The organism is Saccharopolyspora terrae (assembly GCF_004348435.1).
Classification (GTDB): domain Bacteria; phylum Actinomycetota; class Actinomycetes; order Mycobacteriales; family Pseudonocardiaceae; genus Saccharopolyspora; species Saccharopolyspora endophytica.
This window is the reverse complement of the sequence record NZ_SMKS01000002.1, coordinates 237990-253466: the sequence shown is the minus strand read 5'-3', so window position 1 is coordinate 253466 and position 15477 is coordinate 237990. Positions and strand designations below refer to the sequence as shown.

Below are 15477 nucleotides of genomic sequence, written 5' to 3'. Positions count from 1 at the left end.
ACCTTCGTCGCACTGAGCGTCGCGACGGCGATCCTCAACGCGGTGATCGTGATGGTGCTGCAGAACGCCCGCGTGCTGTACGCGTCGGCACGGGACCGGGCCTGGCCGGCACCGGCCAACCGGGCCCGCGGAACACACACGTGGTTCTGTGGCAGTCGAGCCGGGCCCCCTCCGACTGTCACCCGCCCCGACTCGGCGGAACCCGACGTCCCGCCAGCCAAACATGCCCCGTTACGGCAGAACAGCGAGCATGTGCGAGGGCACACAGTGTGTGCACGGACACCAAGGGTTCAACTGGAAAGAAACTGTGATCGATTCCGCTAAGTGGCGGACGTCCGGCGCCCCGTTCGATTAGGGTCTCCTACGCCACACCCCCTCCGTGGCTTGGTGCCCCCGGCTTGGCCGCCCCCCATCGAGCCGGGAGCCCAATAGAAGACCGCCCCGCATCCGATCGACAAACCGGTCAGATGCAGGGGCGGTTTCTCCTCCACACGAGGTACGGCGCCTGCGGCGAAGTTTCTTGCGCGCTCAGGGCTTCGCGGGTCATGTAGCCCCGAGAACAGCGAAGTTCCACCCCTGTGGACAAATCTGGCGTGCTATCGAAGGCGCGCCGGGCCCACCTTGAAGCGACTCGTGCGCTCACCGCACCATTCCGGCTGATTCCTGCGCTCATTCGCTTGATCCACGGCATGTTCGAGCTGATCGGCGAGTTCGCGGACAAGCCGGTGCAACGACCTGTTCCACTCAGGACCGACCTTAAGGCGATCCACACGCTGACTGAGGAGGTACGGCGAATCCTCATCGAAAATGCAGCGGGCGACGTGAGCGGCCTCCGTGGCCCAGGTCGACAACCGCCGAGCCGCGGCATGGGCCACCGCTTCCAGCAGCACGGCCATGTAGCAGCGGCTGTGCGGTGGCACCGTCTGATGGTCGTCGAGGTGCCCGGCTGAGATGGCCTGGCAGGTGCGTGCGCTGGCGCAGTGACTTGGCGGTGGCGTTGAAAAGCTTCTATGTCTCTCGTGTCTGGCGTTCGTGCTTGCTTTCATCGGGCTCGTCCGAGTCAAGCGCCGCTGGTCGGAGCCTGATCGATTTCGAGGCAGCCGACGATCTTCAATCAACCTAAACCGGCGCTTTGCGGCTCCATCCAGTGATCATCAATAGCGACAGATCCCAGGTCGTTGGGTCACTGAGATACCGCAAGGTCTGTTCGATGGCGGTGTCGTCGGCGTCACCGGTGCCGATGATCAGCGGGCGGCATTGGTTAATGGTCAGACGCAGGAAGTTCGCCATCGGGGTATCGCGGGCGACCGTGGCGAAGTCAGCGGCGGCGCCGGTATCGGCAAACCCGCTAGTGGCCAACGTGCCGGGATGCTGCCGCCCGTAATTGATGTCGGTGCCGATCGTGGCCGCGAGCCCTCGCCACATCGCGAAGGACACCCGCCGATACGGCTCATTGGGTGACGACGCGGTGCCCAGTTCCGCGAGGTCGCTGAGTACGAGCCAGCCGCCCGGACGTACCCACGTTGCCAATCGAGCAAGAAGCTGATCTCGCTCGGGTAGGTGCATGAGCGTGAACCGGCTGTGCACCAGATCGAATCGGCCGAGGTCAAGACCAGGCTCTGACAGGTTCACTTCCACTGGCACGACGTTCGGATGGATACCGCTGACGAACCGAGTATCCCGGTCGAGGGCAACGACTTCACACCCCTGTTCTGCCATCCAGGCCGACAGCGTGCCGGGACCTGCGCCCACATCCAGGCACCGCCACCCGGGGCCGATCTCCAACGCCGCCAGGTAGTTCCGGCTGGCAGGGTCGTAAGCGGCTGCCAGGCTGCGAACGCGCTCGAACTCGTCATCCCGGTCGGGGTCAAACACATGGTCGCCATAGCGTTCATCAGGCACAGCAACGACCATCCCCTGGCGGTGCGCGGTGTGTCGATCCGGCTTCGGGGTGAACGAGGTTACCAGCGGACGGGCCTGCGGCGAATCAGTTCGGGGTTGTCGATGCGGTGACCATCCCACAGTGCGTGATAGGAGTGAATGTCCGTGCGATCGGCATTCCCAATCGCGAGCCCATCCAGATTTTCAGACCTCCGCTGTGTAGATCGCAGTGCTAATCTGCCGCGGCGCTGCTGCTCAGTGAAGGAGAATTCGAAGACCTCCCGCAGCAGTCCGGGATCGCCGCCGAAGTCGGGGATCAGGTTCTCGACGCCGGTGCCGGGGTTGAGTGCGTGTATCTGACGGACCGTTTCGGCGTAGAGCCAGGCGCCGCCGTCGTCGAGGTCGTCGCGGGCGACTCCGGTGATGGTGGCGTAGCGCAGGCTCATGGTCCGCACGCTCTCGGCGACCCGGTGCGGTTCGTCGCGGTCCAGTTCGATGGGTTTGCCGGTGTCGATCTGGCAGAAGTCGCGGCGGCGGGTGCACTGGTCTCCTCCGATGAGGAAGGTGGCCTCGCGGTCCTCCCAACATTCGAAGATGTTCGGGCAGCCCGCTTCTTCGCAGACGGTGTGCAGTCCCTCGCGTCGGACGAGATCCTTGAGCTCGGTGTAGTGCGGGCCGGTCCGGGCGCGAGTGCGGATCCAGTCGGGCTTCGGCTCGATCGGCGTCCGCGCGTTGCGGGCCTCGATGCGCAGCAGCTTGCGTCACTCGGGGGCGACCGTCATGTTCTTCTTCCTCGTTGGAGATCCGGGCCCGCGGAACCTGTTCGGCCCCGCGGACCCGGAGGTCGTCAGGTGTTGAGCGGGCGGCCGAGCGCGGCGAGCACCGACTCGTGCATGGCCTCCGACAGGGTCGGGTGGGCGAAGACGACCTCGGCGAGGTCGTCCGCTGTGGCCTCCAGGGAGCGGGCGATGCCGAATCCCTGGATCTGCTCGGTCACCTCCGGTCCGACCATGTGCGCGCCCAGCAGTTCGCCGCTCGTGGCGTCGAAGACCGTCTTGACGAGGCCCTCAGCCTCGCCGAGGGCCAGCGCCTTGCCCGACGCGGTCAGGTCGAAGCGCCCGACGCGTAGTTCCCGGCCGGTGGCCGCGGCCTGTCCTTCGGTGAGTCCGAGGCTGGCGACCTGCGGGCGGGCATAGGTGCAGCCGGGCACGTAGTCGCGGTCGAGCGGGGCGACGTGCTCGACGCCGGCGAGCTTTTCCACGCACAGCACGCCTTCGTGGCTGGCCTTGTGGGCCAGGCACGGGGCACCCGCGACGTCCCCGATCGCGTACAGGCCGAAAACGTTGGTGCGGCACCACTGATCGGTACGCACGAAACCGCCGTCCAGCTCGACCCCGAGTTCCTCCAGACCGAGCCCGTCGACGTTGCCCCGCACACCGGCCGCCACCAGCACCCGGTCGACGGTGATCGTGTCGCCGTCCAGAGTCGCGGTCACCGAATCCGGGCCGACGTCGATCTCGGAGACCGAAGTCGAGGTGCGCACGCGGATTCCGCGCTTCTCGAACCGCTTGCGCACGTGGTCGGCGACCTCGGCGTCCTCGGCGGGCATGAGCTGCGGCGCCAGCTCGACGAGGGTGACCTCGCTGCCCAGGTCGGCGTAGAGACTCGCGAACTCGACACCGATGGCTCCAGACCCGACCACCAGCAAGGACGTCGGCAGTTCCGCGGGTACCAGCGCTTCGAAGTAGGTCCACACCCGGCCCCCGTCGGCAACCACACCCGGCACGGGACGCGGGCGCGCACCGGTGGCCAGGATGACGTGATCGGCGCGGTACTCCACACCGTCGACATCGACGACACCCTTGCCCGTCAACCGAGCGGAACCCGTGATGACGTCGACGCCGTTCTTGCGCATCAGATAGCCGACACCGCCGGAGAGCCGCTCCGACACCGAGCGGCTGAACTCCACCAGTCCCGCCATGTCGAACTCCACCCCGGTCGCGCTGAAACCCAGCGGCTTGAGGTTCGCCAGGGTGTGCGCGACGTCAGCGCCGTGCAGCAGCGCCTTGGTCGGGATGCAACCCCAGTTCAGGCAGATCCCGCCGAGCCGGTCGCGCTCGACGACCGCGGTGCGCAGACCCAGCTGCGCGGCGCGGATCGCCGCCACGTAACCACCAGGGCCCGCACCGATGACGAGCACGTCGTACTTCTCGCTCATGGAAAACTCCCTAGACCAGCATCAAGGCCGGTGACTCGACGAACCGCTTCAGCTCGGCCAGGAAACTGGCGCCCAGCGCACCGTCGATCACCCGGTGGTCGCAGGACAGCGTGACCGTCAGGACCGTGCGCGGGACGACCTCGCCGTTCACGACGACCGGTCGCTGGTCGCCCGACCCGACCGCGAGGATCGCCGCCTGCGGCGGATTGATGATCGCGTCGAACTCGCGCACGCCGAACATGCCGAGGTTGGACACCGTGAACGTGCCGCCCTGAAACTCCTCGGGTGTGAGCGTGCCGCTCTTGGCTCTGGTCACCAACGAGTGCATTTCCTCGGAAACCGAGGCCAGCGAACGGGTGTCGGTCTCCCGCACGATCGGCGTGATCAATCCGGAGGGCAGGGCGACAGCCACGGAGACATCGGCGTGGGTGTAGCGGCGCACCGACTGGGTCTGCTCGTCGAACTGCACGTTGACCTCGGGCACCTTGAGCAACGCCGCCCCGCACGCCTTGACGATGAAGTCGTTCACCGACAGCTTCACCGACGGCACCGTGGCGTTGATCTGCTTGCGCAACGCGAGCAGCTCGTCGATCTCGAGATCAGCGGTGAGCCGGAAGTGCGGGGCATCGCGCTTCGACGCCTGCAGCCGCTGCCCGATCGCCTTGCGCATCGAGTCGAACGCCACGGTTTCGAACTCCACCGGGATCTCGGCGTCGCTCGAGGCTTCGGGGCTTGCCGTGACTAAGCCGAACTTCCGCTCTGCCTCGCGGACGTCCGCCTCGCAGACCCGCCCGCGCGAACCGGTCGCGCGGCAGTCGTGCAGGTTGATCCCGAGGTTTCCGGCCAGGCGGCGGGCGACCGGGGTCGCGTTGACCTCGCTGTCGTCCTGGGACGAGCGGCCGGGCAAACCAGAACGGGCCGGGGGAGCGGGCGCGGCGACCGAGCCGCCCGCCGCGCGTATGGCGTTGTGCACGTCCTCCACCGACACCCGACCGGCACGGCCGGTTCCGGTGACCTTGTCCAGATCGATCGTGAGCTGCGCCGCCAGCTTGAGCGCGTGCGGAGTCGTGAAGACCTCACCACTGGTCTGCCCCTGCAAAGACTCCGGCACGACCGTCGAGCCCGACGACGCCCCCGGCTTCGGAGCAGGAGGCGCCGCCGGGGGAGGAGCCGCAGCCGAAGGGCGAGCCCCTGCCGGAGCGGCGACTTCGGCCGGATCAGGGGCTTCGGCCAGCGCGGGGGGCGCCCCGCGGGACGACAGGAAATCCTCGATCTCGGCGTCGGACACGGTTTCAGCCGCCGACACCGCCAGAACCCCGCCCACCGGCAGCGTCTCGCCAGGCTGGGCGACGATCCGCCGCAGCAGCCCGTCGAACGGTGCCTCGAGCTCGTTGGTGATCTTGCTGGTCTCGACCTCGCAGAGCAGGTCGCCCTTGCGGAAGCTGGTTCCCTCCGACACGCGCCACCCGGTGACGGTGCCCTCCTCCATCGACAGGCCCCACTTGGGGACCTCGATCGCGTTGATCTCGCTCATGATCAGGCCGTCACCACCTTGCGCACCGCATCCTCGATCCGCGCGGCGTCGGGCAGCCAGGCATTCTCGAGCTTCGGCGAGAACGGCACCGGCGTGTGCGGCGGCGTCACCAGTTCGACGGGGGCGCGCAGCGAACCGAGCGCCTTCGTGGCGATCAGTGCGGCGACGTCGTGGCCGAACCCGCACCGCGCGGCCGACTCGTCGACGATCACAACCCGGCCGGTGGCGGCCACCGACTCCAGCACACCCTCCTCGTCCAGCGGCGACACCGTGCGCGGGTCGACGACCTCCACGGAAATGCCTTCGGCGGCGAGCTTGTCGGCCGCAGCGTTGGCGGCGTTGACCATCGCCGACAACGCGATCACCGTGACGTCGGTGCCCTGGCGGGTGTAGTTGGCGACGCCGAACGGGATCGTAAACGGATCGTCGGGAACCTCGCCCTTGGTGTCGTAGAGCGTCTTGTGCTCGCAGAACACGACCGGGTCGTCATCGCGGATCGCCTGGATCAGCAATCCCTTCGCATCGCGCGGGTTCGAGGGCGCGACGACCTTGAGACCGGGCACTGCGGCGAAGACGTTGTAGGGCGACTGCGAGTGCTGGGCGGCGGCGTTGAACCCAGCGCCGATCATTCCGCGCACCACCAGCGGGGTGCGCGCCTTGCCGCCGAACATGTACCGGAATTTGGCCGCCTGGTTGTACAGCGCGTCGTAGCAGACCCCGAAGAAGTCCATGAACATCAGTTCCGCGACCGGCCGCAGACCGGTCAGCGCCGCGCCGGCCGCCATCCCGATGATCGCCGACTCGGTGATCGGGGTGTCGATTACCCGCGTCGAACCGAACTCGCCCCACAGGCCCTTGGTGACGCCGAGAACGCCACCGAAGGCCTCGATCTTCTTCGTTTCCAGGTCCGGATTGGTTCCGGCGTGGCCGCCACGCAGATCCTCACCGATCTGCACCACGGTGGCGTCGCGCTGCATTTCCTGGGTCAGCGCGTCCTTGACCGCTTCGCGATAGGTCTTCTTCGACGAAGTCATGATTTCCGTTTCCCTCAGTACGACACGTAGACGTCGGTCAGCAGGTTCTCGACCTCCGGGTATGCGGCCGCGCGGGCCTTGGCCACGGCGTCGTCCACCCGGAGCCGGGCTTCCTCTTCGATCGAGTCGAGTTCCTTCGCACTGGCCTTCCTGGAATCGACCTTCGCGCGGAAGTTCAACAGCGGGTCCTTGGTGCGGCGCAACTCCGCGACCTGCTCGGGCGTGCGGTAGAGCTGGGCGTCGCCCTCGAAATGGCCGAACCAGCGGTGCGCCCGTGCCTCGATCGCGGTCGGGCCGCCACCGTCGCGGGCGCGTTCGACCGCCTGCCGGGCCGCCTCGTGGACCTCGAAGAAGTCGGTTCCGTCGACCGACACGCCGGGCATCCCGAAGGAGGCGGCGCGCGCGGCGATGTCCGGGGCGCCGACCGCGTAGTCGGTGCCGGTGGCCTCGCCGAACCCGTTGTTCTCGATGGCGAACACGATCGGCAGTTGCAGCACGACCGCCATGTTCATCGCCTCGAAGACGGTGCCCTGATTCGATCCGCCGTCACCGGTGAACGACGCCGCCACACCGCCGGTGCCCAGCGTCTTCGAGCTCAGAGCAGCACCGATGGCCAGGGACGGTGCGCCACCAACGATCGCGTTGGCACCCAGCATGCCCACCGACAGGTCGGCGATGTGCATCGAGCCGCCCTTGCCGCGGCAGAGCCCGTCCTCCTTGCCGAAGATCTCGGCCATCATCCCGTGAATGTCACAGCCCTTGGCGATGCAGTGCCCGTGCCCCCGGTGAGTGGAACCGATGTGGTCGGTGTCGCGCAGGTTCTCGCACACCCCGACCGCAATCGCTTCCTGCCCCGAATAGAGGTGGATGAACCCGGGAATGTCGCCAGTCGCGTTCTCCTCGTGAAGACGATCCTCGAATGCTCGGATCTCGGCCATTTTCCGATACGCACCCAGCAGTGCCTGCTTGTTCAGCGCCATGTCGCTCCTCTTCGCCGCCTTGGGACGCCAAAGGTATGGGAGAGCCGTGAGCGGCAACCAGCGTTGCACCAGGTTGCATCGGCGCCGGAATTCCTCGTTCCTGAAACGGGTAATCGATTCAGGAAGGAAACGAAATGCAACCCGTTGCAACCCTTGCCCTGGAAATGGTGCGAGAAGTCTGCTGTGACGATGTCACCTCGGCGCCACATCGCGGTTACCTGCGAGGGCGCACATGGTCAACATGGAAAACCCGGCCACGAACGGGGAGGCTGTATCCCGTAACGCTTCGATCGGCGTGAGGACATCGCGGTCCTCCGACTGCCGGGTTCGGTGGGTCCGCGAGCGGACGCGCGAGACCAACCGACAGGACCTGCCGATGAAGACCGACCACCTCGAAACCGCTGTGCCCACCGGAGTGGACCCGCACCAGTACACCCGCGCCCTGGCCCGCGTGCACGAGGCGGTGCTGGCCGGGCAGCACCCGCCCGTGCAGCCGCGGCCGCTGATCCGCCAATCGTGGGGACGAGTGCGCAGCCAAGGCGTCGACCCCGACCGCGGCGGCGACTGTAGGCCGGCGTCCTCCGGCGAGGTCGAGCAGCGTCGCGCCACCTGCGGTCTCACCGAGGACGCGCTGCTCGCGCTGCGCACCGGACTGGTGCCCGCGGCCCAGAGCGCGGGTCACATCGTGGTCATCGTCGACGTCGACGGCCGCGTGCTGTGGCGCGACGGGCATCCCACGGTGTTCCGGCGCGCCGACCGGCTCGGGTTCGTCGAAGGGGCGAGCTGGGCCGAGAACGCGGTCGGCACCAACGCCATCGGCACCGCACTGGTCGAGGACCGGCCGGTGCAGGTCCACTCGGCCGAGCACTTCGTCCGCACCCACCACGCCTGGACCTGCGCCGCAGCGCCGATCCACGACGCCGCCGGAGGACGGCTGCTGGGCGCAGTCGACATCAGCGGCCCCGCCGACACCGTGCACCCCAGCACCCTGGCGCTGGTGCACGCCGTCGCCGGACTCGCCGAAGCCCGGCTGCGCGACGCCCACCGCACCCGCCTCGACCGGCTGCGCGCGATCGCGGCGCCGATCCTGGCCAAGCTCAACGGGCAAGCCCTGGTGACCGACCGCCACGGCTGGGTCGCTGCATCCACCGGCCTGCCACCGATCGACCGCGTCGTGCTGCCGGAACGCCATGACGCCGAGCAGGTGTGGCTGCCCGCGTTCGGGGCCTGCTCGTTCGAACCGCTGCCGGAAGGGATCCTGCTGCGCCCGCGGGGGGAACAGTCGGTGACCGGGACCCGGCTGGTGCTCGACGTCGGCTCCGCCCGGCCCACGCTGACCGTGCACCGCGAAACGGGCAGCTGGACCTACCAGCTCAGCGGCAGGCACGCCGACATCCTGGTCCACCTGGCCGCGAACCGGGCGGGCAACAGCGCTGCCGACCTCGCCGAGCACCTGTTCGCCGACCGCACCAGGACCATCACCGTCCGCGCAGAGATGTCCCGCCTGCGCAAGCGCTTCGCCGACCTGCTCGACCACCGGCCATACCGCTTCCTGCCCGACCTGGACATCACCGTCTCGACATGAGATCTCACGCTGTCAGGCCGCATCAATCCAGAACCGACGCGGCCGCTCGACAAGATCTCGCGCATCGCACGCCCGGTCGGTCCAACGACTACCCGTTTCCCTGTCGACCTGCGAACCGGCAGCAGTTGCAACGGGACGCAACCCTTTCGAGACATGTCGCTGATCACCTATACCGGTACTGCCAGGGCGTCGTCGGCACGGGCACGTGGGTGGAGAGCCACCAGCGCTTCGACGAGCTGACCGAGGCCGGGCCGACGACGATCGAGACCTACGCAATGGTCGTCGACGGAATCGCGCTCCGACTCCATGACGGGGACAGGACGGCCGTCATCAACGGCGGCTCGATCTTCCACTGATCTCAGAGGAGAGTCCGATATGACGGATACCATGCAGGCCGCGATCTACCGGGGACGACGCAGTATGAGTGTCGACGACGTGCCTGTCCCTGCTCCGCGGTACGGGGAGGTCTTTGTAGAGGTCGGGTTCAACGGGATCTGTGGGACGGACCTGCACGAGTTCTTCGCAGGACCGATCTTCATCCCCGACGGGGACCCGCACCCACTGACCGACAAGGCGATGCCGTTGGTGATGGGCCACGAGTTCTCCGGCACGATCCGCGAAGTGGGCGCCGGTGTCTCGGGCTGGGCAGTGGGAGATCGGGTGGCCGTCGAGCCGGTCTACCGGTGCGGCGAGTGTGCTCCGTGCAGGGCGGGTCACTACAACATCTGCCAGAAGATCGGCTTCCACGGGCTGATGTCCGACGGGGGCATGGCTCGGTACACGACGGTACCGGACTACATGCTGCACCGGCTGCCAGAATCGGTGTCGCTGGAGCTGGGCGCGCTGGTGGAGCCGATGTCGGTCGCCTACCACGCGACGACGCTCGCCGATCTGAACCCCGGGGACACCGCACTGGTGTTCGGTGCTGGACCGATCGGTATCGGAGTCTTCCAAGCGCTGCGCGGGCAAGGAGTTGAAGACACGCTGGTGGTCGAACCTTCAGCGACGCGGCGCACGGCGATCGAGCGGCTCGGTGGCCGCGCCGTCGACCCCGCGGCCGTGGACGTACCCGCGCTGGTCGCCGATGAGACCCAAGGGGCGATGGCCGACGCGGCTTTCGACGCGGCGGGGGTTGCGCCAGCGGTGCGCACCGCGCTCGGGTCGATCGGCTCCCGCCGCCCCCTGGTGGCCGTCGCAATCTACGAGACACCGCTCGAAACCCCACTGCTAGAGCTGGTCATGCACGAATCCCGTGTCCAGGGCTCGCTCTGTTACACCGGCGCGGATTTCGAAGCGGTCATCGCCTTAATGGATGAGGGCAATTACGACACCACGGGCTGGGTCGAGACGATCGCGCTCGGCAACGTCGTGGAGGAGGGCTTCGAGGCGCTGCACCGTGGCGAGAAGATGAAAGTGCTCGTCGACCCGACGCGGTGACACGGCGAACGGCGCTCAGGCCACCGGCCGCGCTTGCCGTTCTGGATGTGGCGGCTCGGCCTCACGCCAGTTCACGCTGTTCATTGCGCGCTGTGGCCGTCGGCCATTAGCTTTCTCGGTACTTCGCAGCTCACGAGTGCTGTTCCCCGGGTGGGGATGGAGAAATTGGATCAGGAGGTGCGCCTTGCCGCTGTGGCGCGTACGTGATTTTCACGACGACGATTTGGACCAGGCGATCCACATCTGGGACCAGAGCCGCGAAGGCGGTGAGCCGGTGTTCTCCGCAGCGGAGGTGGTGTCTATGGCGCGGGCCGGTCACCCGGCGATGGTGGCGGTCGTGGAGCAGGACGTGGTCGGCATGGCGGCAGCGAAGGTGGAAGGGGAACGTGCGTGGCTGGCGTTGTTCGCCCTCGACACCCATTGGCGCAACCGCGGCATCGGAAGCGCGTTGCTGGACGAACTGGAGAAGAAGCTGCGCGGTCAGGGCGTGCACCGCATCTCCAGCCTGGTCCCGGAGGGCGCGGCCGGGTTCAAGGCGATGGTCAACTCCGGTTACCGGCCCCGCACCGACCTGACCTACTTCGAGAAGGTCGAGCACCTCGACCCGACCGAGTTCGGGGTGCTCGAGGAGCTGGGCGGGCAGTTGCTGCCGCCGGGCCGGTGGGACGCGCTGGCCGGAATGACGCAGGAGAAAGACATCATCGAGCGGCGCGTGGTGCTGCCGATCTCACACCCCGCGCAGGCCGAGCGGCACGGCGTGCTGCCGCCGAAGGCGATCGTGCTGTTCGGCCCGCCGGGCACCGGCAAGACCAGCTTCGCCAAGGCAATCGCCTCCCGCCTGAACTGGCCGTTCGTCGAGTTGTTCCCCTCGCGGCTGGCCGGGGCGTCCCCGGACGGATTGGCGGCATCACTGCGCGCGGTGTTCGCCGAGCTCGAGGAACTCGACGACCTGGTGCTGTTCGTCGACGAGGTGGAGGAGATCGCGGGCACGCGTTCCACACCCGCCGCCGGTCCTGCGCACGGCGTGACCAACGAACTACTCAAGTTGATCCCAGGCTTCCGCGAGCACGACCACCGGCTGTTGGTGTGCGCCACCAACTCGGTGCGATCGTTGGACTCGGCGTTCCTGCGGCCAGGCCGGTTCGACTACATCATCCCGATCGGCCCGCCGGACGAGCCCGCCAGGCGGGCGATCTGGTCGCGCTACCTCGGGCCGGCGCGCGACAACGTCGACCTGGACGTGCTGGTCAAGCGCACGGACCTGTTCACACCGGCTGATATCGAGTTCGCCGCCCGCCAAGGTGCCCAGTCCGCGTTCGAACGCGACGTGCTGCACGACGACAACACCATGGCCACCACCGAGGACTACCTGCGGGCGGTCACCGACACACGACCCACGCTGACCGCCGAGGCCATCGCCGACTTCGAGCAGGACATCGACAACCACACCCGCCTGTGACAGCGATGCCGACCCAAGACGTAGCCGTGCCCGCTGACCAGGTCGACCCGGCGATTTCCGAAGTCGATGAGGTGTCGCGACGCGAGCCGAGCGCCAAGGCGGTCGCCACCGACCGCCGCACGACTGGTTCCGTCAGAGCACAACGCGAACGAACAGCGATCTGTGAGCATCAGCGACTACGCCTAAATGTGGAGAGCACAGCACGGCTGGTACCACCACGGGACACCTGGCCGTGTCCTACGTCCACCACCCGCCGAGTACGAGCCAGGGCCGGTTTGGGGCGGCCCAGGAAACCCATCAACACCTGTCCCACCCTGTGTTCGCTCCACATTCCCGCAGCTCACGAGGCAACCCTGCATGTCCCCCCAACACGGTGTCCCAAGCAAACTCGAGATTGGACACACGGGACAGCATGAGGCCACATTCTTCAACCTGCTTCGGGAAGCAAGAGGCGGGTGAACAGTGCGCAAGTCCGTCTTCGGACACGCACGCTAACCACACGCGGGGCGATCGTAGCTTCTACGGTCCTCGCGTGTGGTTTGTATTTGAGGTCGATGCTCAAGCTCTCGTAGAGCCGCCCCAGGCTCTCCGGCTTGGCCTCCTTGAGCGCTGAGCCCCCGTCTCCGAGCGAATCCACCATCGCGTAGACCTCAGCCGCCGATGGCTGCTGGGTCCGGACTGTTGTCCAGTTCGGCCTGGGCAGCGGCGCGGGTCGCTTGCGCGTCGTTGATCGCCTCGACCAGCGCCGCAGGATCGGCGCCGGCCTTGATGGCGTCCTGAAGCCGTCTCACCTGAGTCTGCGCATCGGCCAATCGCTGCTTCGCCCCTTCGCACGAATTCTTGGCCCGAGAAGAATCAGCTTGCGACCCGACCAACGCCTGGACCGTTCTGTCGACGTTCTCCGGGGCGAACGGCTGGCCTATCCATTTGTTCAACGAATCCAGCACGTCGAGCTCCCGAAGATTCACCGTGCGCGGGTGATCTGCCAAGACCCGTGACCCGGGCGCGATCGTCCGGGCCAGGCACCGGTAGTAGACCTCGGTCTTGCGGATCACGGCACCGTGCATCAGCCTCCCGCAGAACCCGCACCGCACCCTCCCGCGCAGCACGTAGGGCCGAGATCCCGAGGTACGCGTCCGCTCCAGCTTCGCGATCCCCCGCCGCCCACCGGCTGCACGCGAACGGACGACTGATCGTTTCGGGCTTCCGCCCGCCGGGTAGCAAACTAGTAGGTACCGCAGCGTTGGAAGGAGCGACGATGGCTCGCACCCTCGCGCACAAGCTCATCGCCTCGCACCTGGTCGACGGCGACCTCACGCCTGGCTCCGAAGTAGCGATCGCGATCGACCAGACCTTGACTCAGGACGCCACTGGCACGCTGGTCATGCAGGAACTCGAAGCGCTCGGCCTGACCCGTGCCCGCACCGAGACCAGCGTGCAGTACGTGGACCACAACCTGCTCCAGGCCGACGAGAAGAACGCCGAGGACCACAACTTCCTGCGCTCGGCCAGCCAACGCTTCGGTGCGTGGTTCTCCAAACCCGGCAACGGCGTCTCTCACCCCACCCACATGCAGCGCTTCGGGGTGCCCGGCAAGACCATGGTCGGCTCGGACTCGCACACCTGCGCTGCCGGATCGCTCGGGATGCTCGCCATCGGCGTCGGCGGGCTGGAAGTGGCGCTGGCCATCGCCGGTCACCCGCTGCGGGTGCGGATGCCCGAGATCTGGGGCGTGCGGCTGACCGGAGAGCTGCCGCCGTGGGTGTCGGCCAAGGACGTGATCCTGGAGATGCTGCGCCGCCACGGCGTTTCTGGTGGAATCGGCCGCATCATCGAATACCACGGTCCGGGCCTTTCCGGTCTCTCGGCGATGGACCGCCACGTCATCGCGAACATGGGCGCCGAGTTGGGGGCGACCACCAGCGTGTTCCCCTCCGACTCCGCCGTCCGCGATTTCCTGCGCGCCGAGGGCCGCGAGGACGACTTCGAACCGCTGGCCGCCGACGCCGACGCGACCTACGACGTAGAGGATCACCTCGACCTGTCCGCGCTGGAGCCGCTGATCGCGCGTCCCTCGGCGCCGGACAACGTCGTGCCGGTCCACGAAGTCGCCGGGACCGATATCAGCCAGGTCGTCATCGGCTCCTCCGCCAACCCCGGCCTGCGGGATTTCGCCATCGCCGCGGCGATAGTCCGCGGCCGCCAGACCGACCACGCGGTCAGCTTCGACATCAACCCCACCTCACGGGAGATCCTCGAAGACCTCACCCGCATGGGCGCCACGTTCGATCTGATCGCAGCCGGGGCCCGCATCCACCAGGCCGGCTGCATGGGCTGCATCGGCATGGGGCAGGCCCCTGCGGTGGGGCAGAACTCGCTGCGCACCTTCCCACGCAACTTCCCGGGTCGCTCCGGAACGCGCGAGGATTCGGTGTGGCTGTGCTCGCCGGAGACCGCAGCCGCGGCAGCGCTGACCGGTGTGATCACCGACCCGCGCGAGCTCGGCCAGGACTACCCGGAACTCGCATTGCCGGAGAAGGCCTCGATGAACACCGCAATGCTCGTACCGCCCCTGCCGGAGGAACAAGCGCGGGCGGTTGAGCTGATCAAGGGCCCCAACATCACCGCCCTACCCGACTTCCAGCAGCTGCCCGACGAGTTGTCTGCACCCGTCCTGCTCAAGACCGGCGACGACATCTCCACCGATGAGATCTCGCCGGCCGGCGCCGAAGCCCTGCCGCTGCGCTCGAACATCCCTGCCTTGGCCGAGTTCACCTTCACCCGAGTCAGTCCCGACTACCCGCGCCGCGCCCGCGATCACCCCGACGGCCACATCGTGGTCGGCGGGCACAACTACGGGCAGGGGTCTTCGCGGGAGCACGCCGCGATCACACCCCGCTACCTCGGGCTGCGGGCGGTGATCGCGAAGTCCTTCGCGCGCATCCACTGGCAGAATCTCGCCAACTTCGGCATCGTGCCGCTGGAATTCACCGACCCCGAGGACTACGCCGACATCAGACTCGACGACACCCTCGTCCTCGAGGACCTGCGCGAGGCGCTGGCGACGGGCACCGAACTCGACGTGCACAACACCACGCGCGATCACACCTACCGGGTGCGGCACCGGCTCTCGCCGAAGCAGGTCGAGGCAGTCGTCGCGGGCGGCGTGATCCCGCTGCTGGCATCTCAGCCCTGATGGGCTCCCGAACCCCGATTTCCCGGTCAGCCGCACGTTCCAGATCTCGGGCATCCGCATCCGCAGCGGGTGGCCTATTCGCTCCGAACTGGTCCGGGCCGGAAAAACCTCACCGGTACGGTCACGGGCAGGCTTCGACAAGTCGCTGGTGGT

At 67.5% G+C, this 15477-nt stretch carries 12 protein-coding genes and 1 pseudogene; 6 read left to right on the top strand and 7 right to left on the bottom strand.

Features of this window, described 5'->3' with window-relative positions; genetic code table 11:
* Positions 1–689 precede the first annotated feature (689 nt).
* Complete coding sequence (locus E1181_RS02930; protein ID WP_132672300.1) at positions 690–950, top strand: hypothetical protein; 261 nt, start codon at positions 690–692, stop codon at positions 948–950.
* 169 nt (positions 951–1119) lie between these two features.
* On the opposite strand, the gene E1181_RS02925 is transcribed toward E1181_RS02930, so the two are convergent.
* The 6 genes and pseudogenes from E1181_RS02925 to E1181_RS02900 form a co-directional block, all read right to left on the bottom strand.
* Positions 1120–1902 carry a class I SAM-dependent methyltransferase gene (locus E1181_RS02925; protein ID WP_165944505.1) on the bottom strand — a complete coding sequence of 261 codons (783 nt, stop codon included), beginning with the start codon at positions 1900–1902 and terminating at the stop codon, positions 1120–1122.
* Between the two features lie 251 nt (positions 1903–2153).
* Positions 2154–2636: pseudogene (locus E1181_RS02920) on the bottom strand (lipoyl synthase); the annotation flags it as partial.
* 92 nt (positions 2637–2728) lie between these two features.
* The gene (gene lpdA / locus E1181_RS02915) at positions 2729–4099 is read right to left on the bottom strand and encodes a dihydrolipoyl dehydrogenase (RefSeq protein WP_132672298.1); all 1371 of its coding nucleotides are present in this window, start codon (positions 4097–4099) and stop codon (positions 2729–2731) included.
* A 10-nt stretch (positions 4100–4109) separates the two neighbouring features.
* Entirely contained in the window at positions 4110–5633 is a 1524-nt protein-coding gene (locus E1181_RS02910) for a 2-oxo acid dehydrogenase subunit E2 (RefSeq protein ID WP_132672297.1), read from the bottom strand.
* A gap of 2 nt (positions 5634–5635) precedes the next feature.
* Positions 5636–6667, bottom strand: a complete 1032-nt coding sequence (locus tag E1181_RS02905; protein WP_132672296.1) for an alpha-ketoacid dehydrogenase subunit beta — start codon at positions 6665–6667, stop codon at positions 5636–5638.
* A gap of 14 nt (positions 6668–6681) precedes the next feature.
* The gene (locus tag E1181_RS02900; RefSeq protein WP_328590826.1) at positions 6682–7797 is read right to left on the bottom strand and encodes a thiamine pyrophosphate-dependent dehydrogenase E1 component subunit alpha; all 1116 of its coding nucleotides are present in this window, start codon (positions 7795–7797) and stop codon (positions 6682–6684) included.
* 226 nt (positions 7798–8023) lie between these two features.
* Between E1181_RS02900 and E1181_RS02895 the strand changes: the two genes are divergently transcribed.
* The 4 genes from E1181_RS02895 (at position 8024) to E1181_RS02885 (ending at position 12128) form a co-directional block, all read left to right on the top strand.
* A complete protein-coding gene (locus E1181_RS02895; RefSeq protein ID WP_132672295.1) occupies positions 8024–9232 on the top strand; it encodes a helix-turn-helix domain-containing protein in 1209 nt (402 codons plus the stop codon).
* A gap of 209 nt (positions 9233–9441) precedes the next feature.
* On the top strand, positions 9442–9588 hold the full coding sequence (locus tag E1181_RS31270; protein WP_165944504.1) for a hypothetical protein: 147 nt from the start codon (positions 9442–9444) through the stop codon (positions 9586–9588).
* A gap of 19 nt (positions 9589–9607) precedes the next feature.
* Positions 9608–10669: a 2,3-butanediol dehydrogenase gene (locus E1181_RS02890; RefSeq protein WP_235875832.1), complete on the top strand. Its 1062-nt coding sequence runs from the start codon at positions 9608–9610 to the stop codon at positions 10667–10669.
* Positions 10670–10892: 223 nt separating this feature from the next.
* Positions 10893–12128, top strand: a complete 1236-nt coding sequence (locus tag E1181_RS02885; protein ID WP_235875830.1) for an ATP-binding protein — start codon at positions 10893–10895, stop codon at positions 12126–12128.
* A 650-nt stretch (positions 12129–12778) separates the two neighbouring features.
* Here E1181_RS02885 and E1181_RS02875 read toward each other — a convergent pair.
* On the bottom strand, positions 12779–13222 hold the full coding sequence (locus E1181_RS02875; protein ID WP_328590827.1) for a zinc ribbon domain-containing protein: 444 nt from the start codon (positions 13220–13222) through the stop codon (positions 12779–12781).
* Positions 13223–13386: 164 nt separating this feature from the next.
* Between E1181_RS02875 and E1181_RS02870 the strand changes: the two genes are divergently transcribed.
* On the top strand, positions 13387–15324 hold the full coding sequence (locus E1181_RS02870; RefSeq protein WP_132672292.1) for an aconitate hydratase: 1938 nt from the start codon (positions 13387–13389) through the stop codon (positions 15322–15324).
* Positions 15325–15477 lie beyond the last annotated feature (153 nt).

Coding starts and splice junctions, on each gene's coding strand:
- E1181_RS02890 (WP_235875832.1), top strand. CDS start 9,608: ATGACGGATACCATGCAGGCCGCGATCTACCGGGGACGACGCAGTATG.
- E1181_RS02910 (WP_132672297.1), bottom strand. CDS start 5,633: ATGAGCGAGATCAACGCGATCGAGGTCCCCAAGTGGGGCCTGTCGATG.
- E1181_RS02905 (WP_132672296.1), bottom strand. CDS start 6,667: ATGACTTCGTCGAAGAAGACCTATCGCGAAGCGGTCAAGGACGCGCTG.
- E1181_RS02930 (WP_132672300.1), top strand. CDS start 690: ATGTTCGAGCTGATCGGCGAGTTCGCGGACAAGCCGGTGCAACGACCT.
- lpdA (WP_132672298.1), bottom strand. CDS start 4,099: ATGAGCGAGAAGTACGACGTGCTCGTCATCGGTGCGGGCCCTGGTGGT.
- E1181_RS02895 (WP_132672295.1), top strand. CDS start 8,024: ATGAAGACCGACCACCTCGAAACCGCTGTGCCCACCGGAGTGGACCCG.
- E1181_RS02870 (WP_132672292.1), top strand. CDS start 13,387: ATGGCTCGCACCCTCGCGCACAAGCTCATCGCCTCGCACCTGGTCGAC.